At 49.9% G+C, this 21,468-nt stretch carries 18 protein-coding genes; 11 read left to right on the top strand and 7 right to left on the bottom strand.

Translation table 11 applies throughout. From position 1 onward, the window contains the following. Positions 1 to 28: 28 nt before the first annotated feature. The 7 genes from ugpA (at position 29) to AC6R03_RS12605 (ending at position 7,948) form a co-directional block, all read left to right on the top strand. On the top strand, positions 29 to 910 hold the full coding sequence (ugpA, locus tag AC6R03_RS12635; RefSeq protein ID WP_500632011.1) for a sn-glycerol-3-phosphate ABC transporter permease UgpA: 882 nt from the start codon (positions 29 to 31) through the stop codon (positions 908 to 910). Then, positions 910 to 1,758, top strand: coding sequence for a sn-glycerol-3-phosphate ABC transporter permease UgpE (ugpE, locus tag AC6R03_RS12630; RefSeq protein ID WP_500625675.1), 849 nt, complete (start codon positions 910 to 912; stop codon positions 1,756 to 1,758). The genes ugpA and ugpE overlap by 1 nt, the downstream gene beginning before the upstream one ends. A gap of 3 nt (positions 1,759 to 1,761) precedes the next feature. Beyond that, positions 1,762 to 2,862 (top strand): sn-glycerol-3-phosphate import ATP-binding protein UgpC, encoded by a 1,101-nt coding sequence (locus AC6R03_RS12625; protein ID WP_500632010.1) that lies wholly within the window; start codon positions 1,762 to 1,764, stop codon positions 2,860 to 2,862. After that, positions 2,855 to 3,676, top strand: a complete 822-nt coding sequence (locus AC6R03_RS12620; RefSeq protein WP_500632009.1) for an HAD-IIB family hydrolase — start codon at positions 2,855 to 2,857, stop codon at positions 3,674 to 3,676. The genes AC6R03_RS12625 and AC6R03_RS12620 overlap by 8 nt, the downstream gene beginning before the upstream one ends. Before the next feature lie 268 nt (positions 3,677 to 3,944). Then, positions 3,945 to 4,883, top strand: a complete 939-nt coding sequence (locus tag AC6R03_RS12615) for a LysR family transcriptional regulator (protein ID WP_500625678.1) — start codon at positions 3,945 to 3,947, stop codon at positions 4,881 to 4,883. 129 nt (positions 4,884 to 5,012) lie between these two features. Then, positions 5,013 to 6,932, top strand: a complete 1,920-nt coding sequence (locus AC6R03_RS12610) for a TonB-dependent receptor domain-containing protein (protein ID WP_500632008.1) — start codon at positions 5,013 to 5,015, stop codon at positions 6,930 to 6,932. A 17-nt stretch (positions 6,933 to 6,949) separates the two neighbouring features. Next, positions 6,950 to 7,948 (top strand): MBL fold metallo-hydrolase, encoded by a 999-nt coding sequence (locus AC6R03_RS12605; RefSeq protein ID WP_500632007.1) that lies wholly within the window; start codon positions 6,950 to 6,952, stop codon positions 7,946 to 7,948. Positions 7,949 to 8,016: 68 nt separating this feature from the next. Here AC6R03_RS12605 and AC6R03_RS12600 read toward each other — a convergent pair whose 3' ends face one another. Then, the gene (locus AC6R03_RS12600; protein ID WP_500632006.1) at positions 8,017 to 10,491 is read right to left on the bottom strand and encodes a bifunctional diguanylate cyclase/phosphodiesterase; all 2,475 of its coding nucleotides are present in this window, start codon (positions 10,489 to 10,491) and stop codon (positions 8,017 to 8,019) included. Between the two features lie 297 nt (positions 10,492 to 10,788). Further along, positions 10,789 to 10,989: a hypothetical protein gene (locus AC6R03_RS12595; RefSeq protein ID WP_334551694.1), complete on the bottom strand. Its 201-nt coding sequence runs from the start codon at positions 10,987 to 10,989 to the stop codon at positions 10,789 to 10,791. A 357-nt stretch (positions 10,990 to 11,346) separates the two neighbouring features. Between AC6R03_RS12595 and AC6R03_RS12590 the strand changes: the two genes are divergently transcribed. Continuing rightward, positions 11,347 to 12,345: an ABC transporter substrate-binding protein gene (locus AC6R03_RS12590; protein WP_500632005.1), complete on the top strand. Its 999-nt coding sequence runs from the start codon at positions 11,347 to 11,349 to the stop codon at positions 12,343 to 12,345. A gap of 2 nt (positions 12,346 to 12,347) precedes the next feature. Then, positions 12,348 to 13,679 (top strand): diguanylate cyclase domain-containing protein, encoded by a 1,332-nt coding sequence (locus tag AC6R03_RS12585; RefSeq protein ID WP_500632004.1) that lies wholly within the window; start codon positions 12,348 to 12,350, stop codon positions 13,677 to 13,679. 50 nt (positions 13,680 to 13,729) lie between these two features. Here AC6R03_RS12585 and AC6R03_RS12580 read toward each other — a convergent pair whose 3' ends face one another. After that, positions 13,730 to 14,437, bottom strand: coding sequence for an SDR family oxidoreductase (locus AC6R03_RS12580; RefSeq protein WP_500632003.1), 708 nt, complete (start codon positions 14,435 to 14,437; stop codon positions 13,730 to 13,732). A 288-nt stretch (positions 14,438 to 14,725) separates the two neighbouring features. Here AC6R03_RS12580 and AC6R03_RS12575 point away from each other — a divergent pair, with 288 nt between their 5' ends. Next, positions 14,726 to 15,334, top strand: coding sequence for a DUF6198 family protein (locus AC6R03_RS12575; RefSeq protein ID WP_500632002.1), 609 nt, complete (start codon positions 14,726 to 14,728; stop codon positions 15,332 to 15,334). Positions 15,335 to 15,432: 98 nt separating this feature from the next. On the opposite strand, the gene AC6R03_RS12570 is transcribed toward AC6R03_RS12575, so the two are convergent. Then, entirely contained in the window at positions 15,433 to 15,909 is a 477-nt protein-coding gene (locus AC6R03_RS12570) for an HAD family hydrolase (RefSeq protein WP_500632001.1), read from the bottom strand. Positions 15,910 to 16,136: 227 nt separating this feature from the next. Between AC6R03_RS12570 and AC6R03_RS12565 the strand changes: the two genes are divergently transcribed. Continuing rightward, positions 16,137 to 16,307 carry a hypothetical protein gene (locus AC6R03_RS12565; RefSeq protein ID WP_334551700.1) on the top strand — a complete coding sequence of 57 codons (171 nt, stop codon included), beginning with the start codon at positions 16,137 to 16,139 and terminating at the stop codon, positions 16,305 to 16,307. A gap of 60 nt (positions 16,308 to 16,367) precedes the next feature. Here AC6R03_RS12565 and AC6R03_RS12560 read toward each other — a convergent pair whose 3' ends face one another. From AC6R03_RS12560 to AC6R03_RS12550, 3 genes are read right to left on the bottom strand one after another with little or no spacing between them, the layout of a single operon-like run. Further along, on the bottom strand, positions 16,368 to 19,469 hold the full coding sequence (locus AC6R03_RS12560) for an efflux RND transporter permease subunit (RefSeq protein ID WP_500632000.1): 3,102 nt from the start codon (positions 19,467 to 19,469) through the stop codon (positions 16,368 to 16,370). Further along, positions 19,466 to 20,779, bottom strand: coding sequence for an efflux RND transporter periplasmic adaptor subunit (locus tag AC6R03_RS12555; protein WP_500631999.1), 1,314 nt, complete (start codon positions 20,777 to 20,779; stop codon positions 19,466 to 19,468). The genes AC6R03_RS12560 and AC6R03_RS12555 overlap by 4 nt, the downstream gene beginning before the upstream one ends. Next, positions 20,769 to 21,425 (bottom strand): TetR/AcrR family transcriptional regulator, encoded by a 657-nt coding sequence (locus AC6R03_RS12550; RefSeq protein ID WP_500631998.1) that lies wholly within the window; start codon positions 21,423 to 21,425, stop codon positions 20,769 to 20,771. Before AC6R03_RS12550 ends, AC6R03_RS12555 begins: the two co-directional genes overlap by 11 nt. Positions 21,426 to 21,468: the final 43 nt, after the last annotated feature.

The raw sequence follows: 21,468 nt of genomic DNA, 5'->3' as shown, positions 1-21,468 counted from the left end.
GCTCCGCCTTTTTCTATCTGGATTATCTATGTCATCGCCTGTTATTTTTAAACACAAATGGCTGCCCATTGCGCTGATCGCCCCGCAACTGGTGATCACCCTGGTCTTTTTTATCTGGCCAGCCGGGCAAGCGATTTTTCAATCATCTCAACTGGAAGATGCGTTTGGGATGAGCCGTGAGTTTGTTGGCTTGGAAAACTTCGAAAAGCTGCTTCACGATCCGTATTATCTCGATTCATTATTCACGACGCTGCAATTTAGTCTCAGCGTAGCGGTGCTTGCGTTGGTCAGTGCGTTGGTGCTGTCGGCGTTTGCCGAGCATATCGTTCGTGGTAGTACCTTCTATCGTACCTTTCTGATCTGGCCGTATGCCGTTGCGCCTGTGGTGGCGGGCTCTTTGTGGCTGTTTCTCTTTGACCCAACGATCGGCGTAGCTAGCCAACTCCTTCAGTGGATAGGGGTAGATTGGAACCCGACACTTAATGGCTCCCACGCGATGTGGATGGTGATCATCACCTCTACATGGAAACAGATCAGCTATAACTTTTTGTTCTTCTTAGCGGCGTTGCAGTCCGTCCCCCGTTCATTAATTGAAGCGGCGGCCATCGATGGCAGTGGGCCGGTAAAGCGTTTTATCACCATCAGTTTCCCATTGATTTCGCCTACGAGTTTCTTCTTATTGGTCGTCAACTTTGTGTATGCCTTTTTTGACACCTTCGCCATCATCCATGCGATGACGCAAGGCGGGCCGAGCAACAGCACTTCCACGTTGGTGTACAAAGTCTACAACGATGGATTCATTGGTTTGGACTTAGGCTCGTCGGCTGCGCAGTCGGTGGTGTTAATGGTGTTGGTCGCGACGTTAACTGTGTTCCAATTTAAGTACGTTGAGAAGAAGGTGGCTTACTGATGGTAGAACGCAGACCCTTATTCACTCTATTTTGCCACTTTGTGTTGGTGGCTGGCATCGTCTCGATTGCACTACCAGTCTGGATTGCGCTGGTGGCGACCACCCATGAAAACACCGCCTTTGCGACAGGAACGCCACTTTGGTTTGGCGACCTCGGTTTAAGTGTGTTCAGCGAACTGCTGAGTAATGCAAGCCAAGTCAACAATACAGCACTGCCGATTACCGGTATGTTGTTGAATTCCCTCGTGATGGCACTGTGCATCACCTTTGGTAAACTGACCATTTCGATTTTGTCAGCCTATGCGGTGGTCTTTTTTCGCTTTCCGGGCCGAATGTTGGCGTTTTGGATGATCTTCTTCACCTTAATGCTGCCAGTAGAAGTGCGCATTATGCCGACCTTTGAGGTGGTCACTAACCTCAACATGCTCAATTCGTTTTATGGCTTAACCATCCCACTGATCGCCAGTGCGACGGCGACCTTTTTATTCCGCCAGTTCTTTATGACGGTGCCAAGTGAGTTGGTGGAGGCGGCGCGCATTGATGGCGCAGGACCGATTAAGTTTTTCTTTGACATATTACTGCCGCTCTCTCGCACCAACATCGCGGCGCTGTTTGTCATCACCTTTATTTACGGCTGGAACCAATACTTATGGCCGTTACTGATCACCACCGACATCGAGTACTACACCATAGTGATGGGCATCAAGCAGATGCTGGGTGTTGTCGATGGGGTCATTGAATGGAACAAAATTATGGCCACGACCATTATTGCCATGTTGCCACCAGTCATTGTGGTGCTGGCGATGCAAAAAGCGTTTGTCAAAGGTCTGGTTGATTCGGAGAAATAATTCATGTCTACACTTACTCTCAATAACGTGGCGAAATGCTACCCGAACGGATACCAAGCGATTCATGGTGTCGATTTGACCATTCACGATGGCGAAATGGTGGTCTTAGTGGGGCCAAGTGGCTGTGGCAAATCGACGTTACTGCGTATGATTGCCGGCCTGGAAGCGATCAGCTCTGGGGAGCTGTTTATCGATGACACCATCGTCAATGCGCTTGAGCCGAGTGAGCGAGATATCGCAATGGTGTTTCAAAATTATGCCTTGTATCCGCATATGACGGTCTACAACAACATGGCTTATGGGCTACGCAACCGAAAAACACCGAAGGCAGAGATTGACGCTTTGGTGAATGAGGCCGCTAAAATGCTCGAGTTGGATCACTTACTGGATCGCAAACCGGGTCAACTCTCTGGTGGGCAAAGACAACGCGTGGCGATGGGGCGAGCGATTGTTCGTAAACCGAAAGTCTTTTTGTTTGATGAGCCCTTGTCGAACCTCGATGCCAAGCTGCGCGTGCAGATGAGATTGGAGATCAAAAAGCTGCAACGCCGTCTCGCGACCACATCGATTTATGTCACCCACGATCAAGTGGAAGCCATGACCTTGGCCGACAAGCTGGTGGTATTGAACAAAGGGAACGTGGAGCAGGTGGGCACACCCCTTGATATCTACGACTACCCGGCCTCTCTTTTTGTCGCGACCTTTATTGGTTCTCCCTCCATGAATATTCTTGATGCGAGTGTGACCATTGATGGTATTGAATTGGCTCAGGCGCTCTATCCGCTAGAGACGGCATCGCTGAATCTGGGCGATGTTAAGCTTGGGCTCAGACCGGAGCACCTGCAGCTGTGCGATGATAACCCGTGGTTCCACGTTGAAGTCGAGTTGATCGAAGCGTTGGGCGCTGACCTCTTGCTCTACTGTAAAACGCTCGACGAAGAGGCGCAGCGTTTGGTGGTGCGGGTTGAAGGTCATAGCAAAATCGCCATCGGTGATAGCTTTGGTGTCGACATCAAACCCGAGCATCTGCATCTTTTTGATGCCAATACCTCGAAGCGCATTTCACTGACAGAAGGCCGCCATCAAGAGGTGGTGAATGCCTGATTCGTTGCTTAGCGCTAATCAAGCGTCGCTCGCGTCTATCACCTGGTTACTCACCGATGTCGACGACACGTTAACCTGGCAAGGACAGCTGCCTGCGCAAACGCTGAATGCGTTAACGGTGCTGCGTGATGTCGGCGTGAAAGTGGTGGGTGTCACGGGTGCTTGCGCTGGATGGTGCGATCAAATGGCCAAACTCTGGCCGCTCGATGGTGTGATTGGTGAAAACGGCGCGTTTTGGATGCGCCGCAGCGAGAGTGGGTTCATCACCCACACGCTTACGCCTTTGGATGAGATGAAGCGCCAGCAGCGAGCGTTAATCGAGCGTATTACCGAGCGGCTGCGTGACTACCCAGACGTAACGTTTGCCAGCGATCAAGCGTTTCGTTACTGTGATGTCGCAGTCAACACAGGTCAAGAGCGTACTCCGTTATCAACAGCGCTGTGTGAACAGCTGCTTGCTGACATTCGCGCTATCGAAGTAGACGGGCAAGTCGTCAATGCGACACAAAGCTCGATTCACATCAACGCTTGGTTGGGTCAGCACACTAAGCGCACCAGCAGTGAAGCTTATCTTCGTGCGCACAACCATGGCCAACTGCCGGCGTTGTCCAATATCGCCTACGTGGGTGACTCGCTCAACGATGAAGGGATGTTCGAGTGGTTATCGACGACCTTTGGCGTGCACAACATTCGCCATGTCCTGAGTCAGCTTAATCACCAGCCACAGTGGATCACCGGCTCAAACGGCGGGTTTGGTTTTGCTGAGCTGGCAGAGCGAATTGCGCTGGCTAAGCGAAGTGAAAATGCGCGGTAGAACCCCCTCCAATCTTAACATGTCGTCTCGCTTTGTCATTTGCCCCAACCCATCGAATGACGCGGCGGAGCTGTTAGTTTTTGGTGAGTAACCGGCGAGGCGATGACCCTGTACGGATTAAGCCCTGCGTTAAGGCAGGGCTTAATGGTATTGACTTCTTGAGGGCGAGTGTCCCTGTCATGGTTTGCTCAATTTATTCCTGACATTTCTCTTAGCAAAGATTACCCTAGCGGACTAAGACGAATTTTGACTCTAGAGTTGTCCAAGCATGAATGTATCCCAGGTCGACATTAGCTCGCTGCTGATTTTGAAAAACTTACTCGAAGAGAAGCACGTTTCGAATACTGCTTTGGCGATGAACATCAGCCAATCTTCGGTCAGTCGAGCTTTGCAGAAAATGCGAACGCTGTTTGATGATGAGTTGTTGGTGCGCACCAATTCGGGTTATGAGTTAACCACCAAAGCCGACAGCATTAAACAAGACATCAATCTCATCATCAATAGCTTGGAAACGCTTGTTCATAAGCAGTCTTTTGATCCCAGTAGCATCGAAACCACCGTTCGCTTTTTTGGCTTGCAGCCGCAAATCAATACTTTGATGCCGCCTGTTATTGCACAAATTCGCCAGCGTGCACCCAATATGATCGTCAGTTTGGATACCACGCCGCAGCGTCACTTTGAGGCTCTAATTGCTGGCGATGTGCACTTTGCACTCTCGTCACATGAGCCCGCCAGTGGCGACCAAAATCTTTATCGTGCACTGGTCTCCAAGCGGGATTTTCGCTTGTTGATGAGTAAATCGCATCCACTGGCCAATGAGACATTAACAGCCGAAAATTTGTTGGGCTGTAGCTTTGGTCAAATCTCGTTGCAGGGCGAGAAAACCCTCTCTTTTGAGCATAAATTTATGGAACTTGGATTAGTGGACAAAAAGAATCGCTTGTCGATTCCGGTGCAACTGTCGAACTTTCATGCTGCTCCAGATATTGCGGCGACCAGCGATATTGTTTTCCACCTGCCAACCCCGTACGCGCAGCGTGCATGCCAAGATACGCGCCTGATTGCGAGAGAAGTACCGCCAGAGTTGAGATTGGCGTTCCAACATGTCTATTTGTATTGGCATAAGCGTTTTCATGACGACCCTATGTGTATTTGGGTTCGCGGCATATTTAAGGATCTGTTTGACGTAGAGCACACATCTGCATAAAAAGGCCGATCGTTATGCATAAATGGGATAATGGCATTCGCCATTATTGATGATAATGTAGTTGCGAATCATTTTCATTAGATATTAAACTGAGAACGATTATCAATTATATGTCTAAGAAATACCATTATGTCTATTTGCCCATTTTCTCTTCGTCCTGTTGCGTTGGCGATCGCCAGTGCGGCAGTGACATCCATGCCGTCCTTCGCCGATGACAACTCTTCTATGGAAACCCTAGTTGTCACTGCGGCAGGTTACGAGCAAACCGTGACTCAAGCGCCGGCTTCCATTAGTGTTATCGACCGTGCTCAAATCGAGAATCGCGCCTATAAGGATCTTACTGATGCATTACAAGACATCCCGGGTGTGACCGTTACCGGTGGCGGTGATGGTCAAGATATTTCCGTCCGCGGTATGCCTTCAGAATACACCGTGATCTTAGTGGATGGCCGTAAGCAGTCTGGTCGTGAAACGCAGACCAACGGCAGTACCTTTACCGAGCAAGATTGGCTTCCACCTTTGAGTGCGATTGAGCGTATTGAGGTGGTACGTGGCCCAATGTCTACTCTATACGGCTCCGATGCACTGGGCGGTGTGATCAACATTATCACTCGTAAAGACTACCAAGAGTGGCACGGCAGTCTGCAAGTGGAGACGACGCTGCAAGAGAATTCTCGTTCAGGCAATGGCTATCAAGGTCAGTTGTATCTTGCGGGTCCAGTGATTCCAGATCTGCTGAGTGTATCGCTAACAGGTCTTTACCAAGAGCGAAAAGAGGATGAAATAGAAGGTGGTTATGCGGGTAAGACGCTCGACAACTACCGTGCTGCGGTGCATTTGACTCCGACTGATGAAGATACCTTTTCGGTTGAATACACTCAGCATGATCAAGAGCGTGTCACGACGCTTGATAAGTCAGTGTCACGCGAGTCACAAGTCGCTGAGCGTGAATATCAACGTGAATCACTGGCTGGGACTCACTCGGGTAATTATCAATGGGGCAGTGGCACCACGTTTATCAGCACAGAAACAGTACGTAACAATGGTGCTGAAAAAGAAATTGAAAACAGTTTACTCAACACACAGTGGAGTTTACCCCTTGCTGCACATTACTTGACCTTGGGCGCCTCCTTTGAGCAGAAAGAGTTGACGGACGACAGCAACGCACTGGCGTCTAAAAACAAGCAGTGGTCACTGTTTGCCGAAGACGAGTGGTACTTAACGGATGACTTTGCACTGACTTTGGGTCTTCGTTATGACCAAAATGATATTTTTGATGGTCACTTTAGCCCGAGAGTCTACGGGGTGTGGTCACTGGCTCCTGAGTGGACACTCAAAGGGGGCGTATCGACAGGTTACCGAGCGCCGACACTCACAGAAATGGATGAAGACTGGGCGCAGCCTAGTTGTAACGGTCGTTGCGATGTGTATGGTAATGCAGACCTATCGCCTGAGACATCGGTGAATACCGAGGTGGGCCTCTATTTTGTTGATACTGCGGATCTATCGGCTAATGTCACTCTGTTTTATAGCGAGTTTAAAGACAAAATTGAAAACGACTTTGTCGACCCGAGTTGTACCGACCGCAGACGCTGCGATCGCACCTACGTCAATATTGATGAGGCTAACACTTACGGTGTAGAAAGTTCTGTGGCAAAAAGTTTGACGCGCACGATTAAAGTCAGCGCGAGTTACACCTATACCCATAGTGAGAAAAAGACCGATGACGAGGATAATGGATTGCCGCTTGTGCAGTCACCAGAGCATCTTATTTCTGCCAATGGTGATTGGGCGATTCGCGATGACGTTAACTCGTGGTTACGTGTCAATTATCAAAGCCGTGAGAAAGACAACATTACCAGCACAAGTACACGCACATTAGCACCGTCTATCACTTATGTTGATCTCGGAGCAAATTGGCGAGTGACAGACAACGTCAAGTTGATGGCAGGCATTTACAACCTGTTTGATCAAGAAACAACGGTGGATGAGTATGGTTATGTTGAAGACGGGCGTCGTTACTGGTTAGCGGTTAACACCACTTTTTAATAGGATAAGAGCAACCAATGAAAGTACTCGCATCGACTGTTCTAATGGCATTGGCATGTTGCGCCCATGCCAGTGAACCCACCGCGCAAGAGTATGCGCAAAAAGGCATGCAATACGCCGACTTGTTTCCAGGTTTGACCAATATTTGCGATATTGAGTCGCCGATACGAAATATGGCGATTCGCACAGTGAACAGCGAACAGAAGCGCAAAGAAAAGAAAAGCGGCAAGGGGCGCTCTGAACCCATCCCACCGACACAGGTGTTTGATAACCTCTACTACATCGGCACGGGTGGCGTATCCAGTTGGGCCATTACAACCAGTGACGGCATTATCTTAGTCGATGCGTTAAATAACAACGCGCAAGCTAAGCAATATATTGAAGCGGGGTTGATTGAGTTGGGTTTGGATCCCAATTCAATCAAGTATTTGCTGATTACGCATGGTCATGGCGATCACTATGGTGGACAAGAATACCTCGTCGAGCACTACCAGCCACGCTTGGTGATGACCGATGTCGAGTGGACGCGTCTGGAGCAGCCAGTGCAAGACTTTGCCAGTCCTCGTTGGGGTAAGAAACCATCACGTGACATCACAGTAGCCGACGGTGAATCCATCTCTCTAGGTGAGACTAAAGTGAGCATTTATCTGACTCCGGGTCACACGCCGGGTACGATGTCACTGATTTTCCCGGTATACGACAACGGTGAACAACACATCGTCAGTTTGTGGGGCGGAACAGGGCTCAATTATGGTCCTGATGAAGAGAGAATCCTTGCCTACAGTCAGGCCGCTCAGCGTTTTAAACAGATTGCAAAAGAGGCTGGCGTGGATATTTACCTGTCCAATCATCCCACACGCGATGGCTCGTCGGAAAAAATGTTGCGAGATTTACCTAATCGTCAGGCTAATCAGCCTCACCCCTTCGTCATGGGGCAGGAGGCGATTCATGCTTACGATATGCTCGGAGATTGTACTTACGCACAAGTACTACGAATTCGCGCTGAGCAGCAGTAAAAGACCCTTGAACAGACGCGCACCAAGTTGAGCACTTGGTGCGCGTTGGTATGTTTATTGAGCGCCTTTTAATTCAGCGCTCTTGGCTCACCTAAATGAAAGCCTTGCAGGTAATCGATGCCAATGTCCGTGGCGATTTGGCATACCTGCTCATTGTGCACAAATTCTGCGACGGTTTTGGCGTCAAAGACTTCACACAATCGGACCAGCTGCGAGGCGATTTTTCGCTGTTTGGCGTCTTGGTCTATGGTGCGAATCAAACTGCCGTCGAGTTTGATGACTGACGGCTCGAGCTTAATGATCTCATCCAAATTGGAATAACCAGAGCCAAAATCGTCCACAATGATCGCGACACCCATGGCGCGAAAATGGTCACACACTTCACGCATGCGCGCAAAGTTGCGGATCTGCTCAGACTCGACGATCTCAATTCCGGCGCGGCTGGGGTCAGTAAGGCTATGCACCTCTTGTTCTAAAAGGGCCAGCGTTCGGTCGTCGAGGAGATCTTGCGGAGAGAGGTTCAATGAGAAGATATCGTTATTCTCGCGCATTTTAGCAAAGGTGTACTTGATCATTTGGCGACTCATCTTGGTGTAGAGGCGCGTACCTTGAATATGCGGTAAGAACAAGCCAGGAGAGACAATCTCACCTTGATGCTGCAAGCGTACTAAGCACTCATAGAACGCTGGCTCGCGGGTTTTTGCCTCAAAGATCGGTTGAACAAACGGCACCACTTGATGTTGATTGATGGCGCTGTGCGCCACAGATAATTGCTTCAACCGGACCTGACGCTCTTGGTCTTGAGAAACCAAGTTGCTGGCGTTATACAAATAGCGGTGATGTTTAATTGCGTAGCGACGCGCATCGACCGATTTAAACAACAGCTCATCCGGGCTGCAATGTGGGAAGTCACGGCGATACACCACGCCTGCGCAGATGGACACGGCGATGTGGTCGGTCTCCACAATGCCCAGGTGATCCAGATCGAAATGTTCTATTTGTTTGATGGCACGGTAATAGCGCTCGCGTACGCTGTCTAGCTGTTTATCAAGGGTAAAAATCGTCGCCCATTCACCCACGCCAAGGCTATACAAGGTGGCCTTGTCCGCAAAGACATCATCCAGATTGTCGATGAAAAAAGAGGTCAGCAGCATCAGCAGACGGTCACCAATGGCGTAGCCATATTTCTCATTGATTTCGGGGAGATTGGCTAATTTGAGTGTAAACAGGGCTTTATCGTCGCTGATTTTTGCCAGTTGTTGACGAAGAACAGAGCGGTTCGGCAATCCTGTGGTGTGGTCAATGCGATAACTTGATGCCAACTCGTCGGCTTGGGATTGAATTTTGTGCTGCATTTGCAGATTGCGCGTGTCCAAATCAGCAAACGCGTTGCGGATCATCGAAAACAGCGGCGACACACTGGAGGTGTTATCGAGTGTGAGCGACGGTACCGGGCCGCTGGCGTCGCCTTCTCGCATGGCAAGGTAGGTCATGCTGTGGTGCAAAATCTCTTGAGTGGACTGCTCTTTGTAGAGCTCGCCCATACAATAAAATCCATACGTCGGCGCGACTTGTTGCAGTGGCGCTAACTCTTGATTGCCCTCGATAAAGTCCAGTCGAGACGTACAGTTAAAGACAAAGATCGCATCGGGCTGCTGCTGAGCCAGGTGGTAAGCGCTGTCTTGAACTTGGTGAATGGTGAGTTCGGGGTGCACATAGCAAAACTGAACCTCATCGCCAACGTTAAGGGCTTTATCAAACACCAAACCCGAATTCTCATCCACATACTGCGGTAGATAGACATCTTGATGGGTCGGGTCGCCCTTAATGAGCGGGAAATCAATCAGTTTTTGTTGCGGCAGTTGCTGCCCATCGGCTAAGTAGCGCTGGTACAACTCGGTAATGTTTTGATGGTTGAGCGTATAGACGGTGTTGTCGGATGTTTGGGTGACTTTAAATCTCTGACCTATGGCGTTCCACTCACTGAACGCTGAGCGCCAAACGTGAAGCTTAGGGCTGTGAATCGCGACCGCGACGCTGTACTCTTGGTAACATTCGCCGTTGAGCAGCACCCAGCGGCCTTGCTCCGTGATGGTTGAGGCGCCGCCCGCGACGGGGATGGCGCTGTTGTCAAAGCAGCGGAAGAAGGTGTTGCCTTTTGCCGTCAGTCTATCAACGAAGCAGAGTATGGCCTTGGTCTCTGAACTCAGTGACAGAGAGTGAGACAGGGACTCTCCGCCTTGTGCACCGCTGGCGTTTGGCGCTGATGCATAGGTCAAGGTGGTGTAATCAAATCGCGTGATCACAACCTGTGTCGCTCCGCGCTCTATGACCCCATCGTGGATCACGTGCTGGGCACTGGCGCCGATAATCACCGCATCCGGCCATTTGCTGTGCAAGGTACGAGAAAGCCCTCGAACCGTCTTAGGGGACTGGCTGGAAAATAACTGGATGAGAATCGCAGAAGAAAAGCCAAGTTCCTGCTTTTCGAGATGTTTCTCTAGCTGAGTGTTGGAGCGAACACAAAGCGAAATACTATACATAGACAACCACTTTATTCTTATTACACCGCGCATCAAGTCACTGATTGTGTCAGAGATGCGATGGGTACACTTCTGTCTAGGGCGATGCCTCGCTGCTCATGTGCAATATCGCGTCACCGATAGAGTCACTCATAAGTTGAGTCGCCGCTTTGATAACAACCTATACGAAATGATACTTAATGAGTAGTCCGAGGAGTCACCTTTTGACAAGAAAACTGTGCAACAAGGGAAACAAAAATAGGCCTCGCGATGAGGCCTATTGAGATATGAATGTCGATGTTTAACTGAGCACGCCGTTTATGCGGCGTATTTTGCCACTTCATGCGGATACACGCGCATGCCGCTGGTGGTGTTTTCGTAAACGGACAGGTCTTGTAAGTAAGACCACGCGTGACGGTCGGTTTTCGTTTGCGCCGCCAAGCGTTCGATGACGAGGTCGATGTCGCGACCTGCGTAGTCTCTATCGTGAACGAATAGATTTTTAATCACTGATAACATACCCAACTCCCTCGTTGTAGTTAAATTACATGTTTGTATGTAGGTAACATAGTTCATTGTTTAAATGTGATCAACAACTAATTTTTGATGTCACGGAAGATTCATTTTGTGTAATTTAATTTCACTTTGTTGGTGCGTGCATGGTTGCACGCGCACCAGTTTAGGGAGCTAAAGCATGAGGTATTAAGCCAAATAAGGCTAACTATCATGAATCGCACAACAACCGAAGGCGCACTTTGCTTGATGGGCGCGTTAATTGTGAGAAATCCTCGGCTTTATTCATTCTTTTTCTGTTCAGATAGTCAACTATTGACTAGATTTATACGAGCGTGATTGCGTACATAAAGCGAAGAATGAATGCAGAAAACAACAAAAAGTCAGTGGCTATGGGTAGGGATCAGTGTGGTTTTCGTCGCACTGTTTATGTGGTTGGGCGCCAAAGGTAAGAATGGTCAGCAAGGTGAATCGAATACGATGAGGATTGCCGTCTCGACGACGCCACTCTCCACCCCCTTTATTGTGGCAAACGCGTTGGGGCTGTATGACAAACAGGGCTTATCCGTTGAAATGATCCCATGCACCGGTGGGGTCGAGTGCGCGAAGTTACTGATGGAAGGCGAGGTCGATTTGGCGACCGCATCGGAATCGGTCGCCATGTTTAACGCTTTTGATCACCCTGAACTGGCACTACTGGCCACCTTCGTCGAGTCAGACAATGACGTAAAACTGGTCTCACTCAGTTCGTCGGACATTCGTCAAGTGAGTCAGCTGCAAGGTAAACGCATTGGCGTGATTCAAGGCAGTGCGAGCGAGTTCTATTTGGATGCGGTCTTGCTGTCCCATGAGGCGAGCCATCTCGATATCAACAAGGTGTTTGTAGCATCTTCAGAGATAGTCACAGCGCTACTTGAAGGGCAGGTGGATGCCATTTCGGCTTGGGAGCCCATGATCTACCAGATTCACCAAGCAACCGGCGGTGAAATTAATCATCTCGGTTTAACCGGACTGTATCAATTGAGCTTTAATCTACTTTCTACTCAACCCTATTTGGCTCAAGCTAATGATGCACCTATGCAACTGATTCAATCGCTCGATCAAGCGATAGAGTGGATTCACCTCAACCCAGAGAACGCGCAGAAGCTGGCGGCGGAGTTTCTTGCGCTGCCCGCGGAACAAATCACGTGGTCGTGGGATGACTATGTGTTCAGATTGTCCCTAGGCAACGCTCTGCTGTCCAACCTGCAGATCCAAGCGCGTTGGGCGAAGCAAAATGGTTTGGTTGACAATGATATGCCAGATTTTCGTCAACTGCTCTACACCGAGCCGTTTGAGCAATGGTCGGAGCTGCGAGATTAATTATGCTGAAGTCGTTAACCAAGAAACTCTCGTTATTGTTTGGGACCACATTCGTACTGACCGTGTTGATTGTGGTGCTATTGCTAAACATTAACGCCCAGCAGCGTCAAACAAAAATCGAATTGGATCAGGTGGTCGAACTGCAACTGTCGGTGGATATGTTGAGAAGTCAGTTGTGGTTGTTCATGCAGTTTTATGATGAGCAGAGCTTGCATCACGTCATCAGCGCTCATTCAGACCTCGCGGCGCAGCTCAGCACTTTTGAAAACCGTGATCACCGGTTGGACAATATGCAAAGAATGAGTGACGGCCTTTCCGTTGTGATTGCGCAAGAGAGTCGGATCTATTCGGCGCAAGATTCGGCCTTACCGTTGGCGAGTGATTTGAGCAGTCGTGAGCTGTTTCAATCTCGCTACAGCATGATTGTACAAACCATGACTGAGGAGCTTGCGTATGTGCATCGCCAAGTTTTGGATAAGAGCGCCCGCGAACTCAAAGCCTTGATGTGGTTTGCCGCCGGGTGGATGATCATCGGCTCGGTTGTGGTGTGTTTGATCAGTTTGCACATTTTCCTTCGCTATCGTATTGGGGCGACGGAAATCAAAAGGGCGATTGTGGCGGTATCCAAAGGGGATTTAGACTCCAAGGTATCGCTGAAAAAAATGGATTCAGAATTTGAAACCATAGCGACCTTTTTCAATCGCATGACCAGCAACCTCAAAGAGACCACGGTGACCAAGCAAGAATTACAACGTGAAGTGGAACGTCAAACGTTGCAGTTAAAAGAGAAACAGAAGCAGCTGACGTTCTTATCTGAGCATGACACGTTAACCAACCTAAAAAATCGCCGTGCCTTTAATGCCAAACTGGACGATGCCTTGCAACGAGCGCGTTTGCAGCACCACAAGCTCGCGTTGCTGTTTATTGATTTGGACAAATTCAAGCAGATCAATGACACCTTGGGCCATGACGCAGGGGACTGTATTTTGGTGACGGTGGCGCATCGATTGAGCCACTCGTTCCGTGACAGTGATTTTGTCGGCAGGCTGGGTGGCGATGAATTTGTCGTTTGTCTCGATTTACTCGATGATTTCTCCTGTCTCGACACTCTTATTGATGAGCTGATGCATCACCTCAATCAACCTATCGTGTTCGAGGGCGAAGCGGTGAGATTAGACGTGAGTATCGGGGTGAGTTGTTTCCCAGACCATGCGCAAGACAGAACCAGTTTGATGCGTTTGGCGGACTTGGCGATGTACCAAGCGAAAGGCCACAGAGGCCCAACATGGCAACTGGCCTCCCACCACTTATCGATTCAGCCTATCGCCAAATAGTCTTTATCGATAAGTGGTGGCCAATGGCGTGATCGTCTGTTAAAGGTCATTCACCATTCAATGCGCGCCCCGTCATAAGCGAGAAACTCACCGCTGAGCTGCTCATCGGCCTGTGACACCATCGTCAGTAATTGACGCGCGACACGCTCAGGGGAAAACAGTTTTCCTTCGGGGACATTGGATTGAAAAGGTTTCGACAGCGCCGTGTCGGTTGTCCCAGGATGCAGCGCGAATACGCAACTGCTCGGCTTAAACCGTGACCACTCAATACTCAGGGTTTTGATGATCATATTGAGCGCCGCCTTTGAGGCGCGGTAGCTATACCAGCCACCCAAACGGTTGTCACTGATACTGCCAACCCGAGCCGATAAGCTCACAAATTTCGGCTGTTTGCTCTTCATCAGCAGCGGTTGCAAGTGTTTAGCGAGCAACAATGTCGCCAGTGCGTTGGTTTGCATTGAGCGAAGGAAAAACGCGCTGTCGAGCTGCGCAAGTCGCTTTTCTGGTTGATGCGTGTCGTCATGCAACAGGCCCACCGTATTGATGACCCAATCGAGTTGGCAGATGGTTTGGTTTAAGTGCTCAATCTGCGCCTCATCACACACATCCACCAAAAACCAGTTGAGCTTGGGATGCGAAAGCAACGGTTGACGTTGGCGAAACGTCGCATAAACGGTGTCGACAGTGTCATCTTCAATAAGCTGTTTGACCATAGCAAGGCCAATACCGCCAGAGCCACCCACGATTAAAACCTTCATCCTCTGCTTTACTCCTCTCAATGACGCTTGTGTCTGTTTAATCACAAGGCGTTGTACGGATCAAAGCGGCACAGCGCTCACCGAGTTGCGCTCAACCTCTTTCAACACACGGCGGGATGGGCTGGTACGCCCTAAATGCACTGAATTGGTGAACACTGTGTAAACTTCCTTTAACACTTATGATGTGATCATTATCACGGACGATCTCGACATTTTTGCCAAACAACTTCATCTTATGCCCGTTTGATTCTGAGAATTTTTTGAATCTAAAGGATAGGAAGCCGGATTATGGACAACGAACATAGCTTGCGAGAAAACTTACTCGCCCTCATTTTAGGTAGTGCCCTGGTCTCACTTGGGGTGATCTTCTTTAACAAGGTAGGTCTGCTCACGGGTGGCACCGCGGGGTTGGCGATTTTCCTCACTAAAGTGAGTGATTTCAGTTTTGGTCAGGTGTTTTTCGCTCTCAACTTACCCTTCTATATTTTGTCGGTCACTCGTATGGGCTGGCGTTTTACCATCAACACGTTTATTGCGGTGACCATAGTGTCGTTTGCGGTCGACCATCTTCATCACTTGATTGAGATTGCCCGTATTGAACCCGTGTATGCGGCGTTACTGGGTGGTGGATTAATCGGCGTTGGTATGCTGGTGATATTCCGTCACAAAATGAGCTTAGGTGGCTTTAACATCTTGGCGCTGTTTCTTCAGGAGCGTTTTGGTGTTCGTGCCGGTAAAGTGCAAATGGGTCTTGACTGTACCATCGTGATTTTGTCGCTGTTTATCATCGATATCCATCTGATTCTATTGTCGGTACTGGGCGCGATTGCGACTAACCTTATCTTGGCCATGAACCATAAACCGGGTCGCTATCAGCCCAAACCCACGGCGGCTTAATCTGACGTTAATGTCTCGAGTTTGTCACAGATGAAAAGGGCAGAGCCAAGGTGGTATTGACCACTGAGCTCTGCCTTTTTTGTTCTCTGGCTTGTACTTTAGTCGCGTTCGAGCAACTGAGTCAGTGACTGGATGTGTGTGATGCCTTCAGGTACCGCATCGTTGTTTGGGTTGTACAAAACCGTATTGAGCCCGGCTTGTTGGGCAGGGTAGATGTCTTTTTCCAGTGAATCTCCAACCATGATCAGATGGCTTGGTTCAACCTCCAGCGATTGTGCGATGGCGTCGTAAAACGCCACACTGGTTTTCTCTAACCCTAGGTTCGCCTTGCAGTAGTAGCCGTTCAGGTAGTTGTCTAACCCGACTCGCTGGAAGGCTTGTTCAATGTCTCTTTCTGAGGAGTGCTGAGCGCTGGTGGCCACGTAAACCGCATGCTCTTTTGCGAGTACTTGTAACGTCTGCTCGGCGCCTTCTACCGTTTCGACTTTTTCCCATGTACTCATTTTCCCGCTTTGGTCTGGAAAATCGACCATTAAGGTATCTCCCCAATCAAAGAGATAGATCGGTTGCGTCATTGCCCGCTCTCCCATATTTGTTCGTTGGCACCCTCGGTGAATGGGAAGGTGTTGATTGGTCATTATTTTCAATCTATTACGAGAAATCCAGCGCTAATTGAAAATGGTTAACTATTGCTAATCGAAACGATAAAAAACTGGATTAGGCACCGGATAAAAATGCCCTTACAGTCGCCGCATAACCTAAGGTAGGTTAGTGAAAAATCCAGTTAATTGAGGTGGTTTAAATGTACGCAATCGGTGATGTGGTAGTAGCGACAAAAGGTAAGGACTTCGGCCCAATGACCGTTTACGGTTTAAGCAGTGGCGGTTTTTACGTGCACGTTAAAGCGGACGGATTGATGTTGACTTACCCAGCTAAAGATCTACAAATCGCTCAATCATCTAAAGCAGCGTAATTGCTCGGATGAGAGAATTCTAAGATAAGGCCAGAGCATGTTCTCTGGCCTTATTTTTTGTTAGATTTCCTCGTGTTTATGCACCAAGCCAAAATCCGCTAGGATGGCGTAGGCAGCCGGGATCATAAACAGCACCAGGAGTGTCGAGGCGAAGATACCAAACACAATCGAGATGACCAGTGGCTGGATAACCTGCGCTTGCAAACTGGTTTCCGTCAGGAGCGGCAGTAAGCCGGCGGCGGTGGTCATCGAGGTGAGAAAGACGGCGCGAAAACGCTCGCGACTCGCTTTGACCACGGAGTCGTGCACGCTGTCCCCTTCATCGACATGGTGGCGGATATACTGCACCAGTAAGATGGAATCGTTCACCACGATCCCCGCCAGCGATACAAAGCCCATCATACTCGGCATACTCAATGGGTGGCCAAGCAGCACGTGGCCCCACACCACACCGATAAACGCCAGTGGAATCGCCAGCATGACCACAAACGGCTCAAGATAGCTGCGGAACTGATAGCTTAAGATGGCGAACACGCCAAACAGTCCGAGCAAAAATCCTTTACCCATTGAGGCGCCGGTTTCCGCGGCGTCTTTCGCTTCGCCTTCAAAATCAAATCTCAACCCCGGGTATTTAGCGACCAGTCTTGGCGCTTCTTGCTGCTGAAACTGACGAATGATGGCGGTGGAGTTGGCTTTGGTGTTGTCAGTATCACCAAACACACTCACGGTTCTTAGCCCATCAATACGTTGAATGCGCACGTAATTGCGTTGGAAATCCAAGGTTGCAATACTGGCCAGTGGGATCTGGCTGCCGTCTGCAAGAATGATAGGGAAGTTGGCCAACTGGCCAAGATCGCCAGCCTGCGTTTTGTCCAGCCTCACCTCAATAGAAATGTTCTCCACGCCGACTTGAATTTCATCCGCCGTTTGTCCAAAGAACGCCGCGCGAAGTTGCGATGCGATCAGTTGCCCGTTGACCCCATAGCTCTCAGCGCCTGGGCGCAGCTTCACCAACACCTCTTCTTTACCCATGCGCATGTCATCTAAGACGCCATGCACGCCATCAAATTCATTGAGGTATTGTTGAATCTCGATGGAGGCGGCTTTAAGCTCTTCCAATGAATCGTGTTTGGCGCGAATTTCAATCGCGCGGCCACCCGGCCCCATCGTCGGCTGCTTAAACACCAAAGAGATGGGATCGGCGAGCTCACCGACATCATCACGCCACGCGGCAATGAAATCATCAATAAGGGTGTTGCGACTTTCCGCGCCAAGTAGATCGAGTCTCACCGTCGCAATGTGCGGGCCCGATTCATTGGCATCCGCGTTGGTATTAAACTGGCTAGTGATGTGCTCTACAAGCGGTCTGCCTTGCTCAAACTCCTGACTCCAGGTTTTATCGAGTTTGCGCGCTGAAGCAACAATGTGATCCACCACCTGTTCAGTTTGGCGCAGCGAAGATCCCGGCGGCAAAATCACGCGTGCCTCGGCGATATCACCATCCAGTTCAGGAAAGGGTTGGAACTTCAAAATGCCACTCACCAGTGTTGAGGCAGAGATCAACAGCATCGCCACCACCGCACCCAAAAACGCGTAACGGTAGGCCACCACTTTGTCGACGGCGTTGACCAACGTGGTGTTGCGAAAATGCTCAAATCGATCGAGTAATTGTTTCTTCCAACGATTAGGCGCTTTTTCAACTTTCTGCTTGTGCAATGAGTGCGACAGGTGATTCGGCAAAATCAAAAACGCTTCCACCAAGCTGAGCGTTAAGACCAAAATCAGCACTTGCGGCACCGCTTTGAGCACTGCGCCCATCTCTCCTTGCAGGAACAGCAAGCTACCAAAGATGCACACCGTGGTTAAGAAGGAGGAGATCACCCCAGGGAGCACTTTTTTGACGCCTTTGATCACCGCGTCATCGATCTCTTCACCTCGATCTAAATGGGCGGCAATGGATTCAGCGATGACGATGGCATCATCCATCATGATACCGATCGCCATCAATAAGCCGACCAAGGACATGATATTAATGGATAGCCCAAGCTGCGCCATCAAGAACAGCCCACCTAAAAAAGCCACCGGTAAGCCTGCGGCCACCCAAAACGAGTAGCGTAGGCTAAAGAAGAGCCACATGGTGGCAAACACCAACACGATTCCTTGCCAGCCGTTGCGTACCATCATGGTCAGGCGGTCCCATAACACCGATGAGAGGTCATTGGTCATTTCAAGGGTGACGCCATCGGGCGCGTGCGCTTGTTGGTCGGCCACGAAGGCAGCCACGCGCTCTTTAATGCGCAGTGCGTCGTCTTCTTTGTTTTTGCTCACTTTAAGTAGGGCGGATGGGTGACCATCAAACAGCACTTTTTGCTCATCGAGCTCAAAACGATCGGTGATCTTGGCCACGTCTCGCAAGCGAATCAGAGAACCATTTGGCCCAGAGCCAACCACAATCGTTTCGAGCGCCTCTGGTGTGACGCGTCGCTCATCAAAGCGAATGAGAAAGTTTTTGTCAGGTGTTTCCACGTTGCCACTGGGCAGTTTGACGTTCTGCTTGCCGATTTGCGTCGCGATATCGCCAACACTCAGACCCAGTTGGCGAATGGCACTGGTATCGAGTTCCACTCGGTATTGGTGATCAGAAAACCCGGCCACATCGACCAGCGACACACCATAGTCAAGTTTTAACGTTCGCTTAAGCTGTTCGGCGTAGGCTTTTAACTCTGGCCATGTGGTATCTGCGGTGATAGCCACATCAACCACAGGCTCGTTCCAATCTAGCTCTTGAACGATAGGGGATTCGATCTCCTGCGGAAAATCGTTGATGGCGTTGATTTGAGTTTGCACATCCACCAACATGCGGCCAATATCGGCTTTCTCGTCCAGTTTGAGCACTAAACGCGCTGAGCCTTCGACCGCCTCACAGCGTGTTTCAACGATATTGGCCAGACCATCCACCGCGTCTTCCATGCGCACACAGATGCTCTCTTCGACCTCTTGTGGCGACGCGCCGGGGTAGACGACGCCCGCCATGATATAAGGTGGATCAAACTCAGGGAATGTCTCACGTTTGATGGTGGTGAGAGATGTCACGCCGAGCAGTAGCAAGGTGAGCATCAATAAGTTGGCCGCCGTTGGGTGCTTGGCGAAAAAACGAATCATGATTTCGGCTCCTGTTGCGAACGCGCATTTTTGAGCAGCATCCCTTCAATCGCAGGGAGGAGATCATTGAGAATCAACGCTTGGCCTTGCTCCAAATCCCCCTCGATCACCACTTGGTTATCACGGCGATAAAGTACCTCAACCGGCACCATGCGCAATTTACTCTCTTCATCGAGCAGATAAATGGTATTGCCATGGAGGGCCCGCTCAGGGATAACCCAACTCGGGTTGGCTTGGCCTTCGACTTCCGCGCGCACAAACATGCCATTAACCAGTGGCGGCGTAGCGCCCGGCGCAAGTGCGCGATAGTCTTGCTCGATTTCGAGGATGACGCCCGCCGTCGCTTGGTTAGGATCGACCGTTTCACTGATGCGCGCCACACGCGCAGGCCACGAGGCTTTGAGGTTTCCGCTGCTTAACTGCACGTTGGCTTTAATATCCGTCATATTGGGTTGCGGAATGCCGGATTCGTCGCGGCCAAATTCACCTAGGCTTGCTGCGATAGTCAGCATGTCATGAATCGAGAGCTGCGCTTCCACTTCCATCACTTGTATGCCATGAGCGACCACCATGGTTTGCTGTAGATTGACCACTTGGTCTTGCTCGATATCAACGCTGGCGATGCGTAAGTCGTAAGGCAAGCGAATGATGGTTTTCTCGAGAGAGCGCTTGGCCTCGTCCACTTTGGAGGTTGCCACTTTTACTTGTGCCTCTGCAACGCGTTTTTCGTCAGGCATCAAGCCGATTTGGTTCTCGATGTCGAGCACCAGTTTACGTTGCGATAAGGTGCTTTGCTGCTGCTGGTCAACGTCGGATTGAGAGTTCAGCCCTTTTTGACGCAGGTTTTGTTGGCGCGCGAGTTCTTTGTTGGCGATGTCGAGTCGATTTGACTCAATCACTAACGTCTGTTTGAGGTTGTCTTCTTCTTGGTTGAGCTTAGCTAAAGAGGTGTGAGCAGAATTGAGATCAGCTTGGGCTTGAACCAATTTGAGTTCGTAGTCGAGCGGGTCAATACGCAGAATTTCCGTCCCCGCACGCAGGACTTGTCCTTTTTCAAGATCCGGGTGTCGATAGACAATTTTCCCGGTGACTTCCGCGATGGCTTTCCACTCGACTTTCGGCGCAACCTTGCCAAAACCAATCGCCAGTGGTGCCATCGCTTTGAGTTCCAGTGTTTGAGTATCGACCAGTCTGGCACGCTCACCCGCTGGCTTTACGGGTAGTTGCGGCTTGGTCATGATCGCGAGGGCGAGAATGAGGATCCCGACCCCAAGGGCGGGGAAAAACAGCAGTTTCTTATTAATTTTCATCGTGTTCGCCTTGGGCTTGTAAAAAGCCATATTTAAGAACGTCAATATTGTGTTCAAGTAATCGGTTTAAAAAAGATTCGCTCAGTTCAATGCCATGAATCGAGAGAAGAGAAGCGGGTGCGATAAACGGAAACACCATCAAGCTGATAAAGGAGACTCGACACAGCAGGGGATCCATACCCGGGCGAATAATGCCGTTGGCGGCCAGCTTCTCAAAAATCATTGACTGCATAGGCCGGCCCACGTCATCAAAGACTTTCTGCATGAGTTTTCGCTGCGTTTGCGACTCAGGCATATTCATCACTTGCCAAATGAGCTTGGGAAAGTGCGGCGTTTTGTGCATTTCTTGATAGTAAGTGCGCATAATGTCGATAAAACTTTGCTGAGAACCGACACTAAACATCTGTTGCAACTGATGTTTCATCGGCTCGAGTGTGTCTCTCAACATGGTCTCAAACAACCCCTCTTTGCTGCCGAAGTAGTAGCGAATCATCGCGGCGTTGACCCCCGCTTTTTGCGCAACTAAACGTGTCGAGACCTTGTCATACGGCATCGCCATAAACAATTCGCGCGCATGGAGGATGAGCGCGTCTCGGGCATCAATGTTTTGCGTCGGTCGACCTGCGCGGCGTGGTCTCTCTTGCACGGGCTTCTCCAATCAACAATTAAACAATTGGATAATTATAGGG

This window comes from Vibrio sp. R10-SG-ISO4, assembly GCF_059834135.1.
The sequence above is the reverse complement of the archived record's forward strand: the minus strand, read 5'-3'. Positions and strand labels throughout refer to the sequence as shown.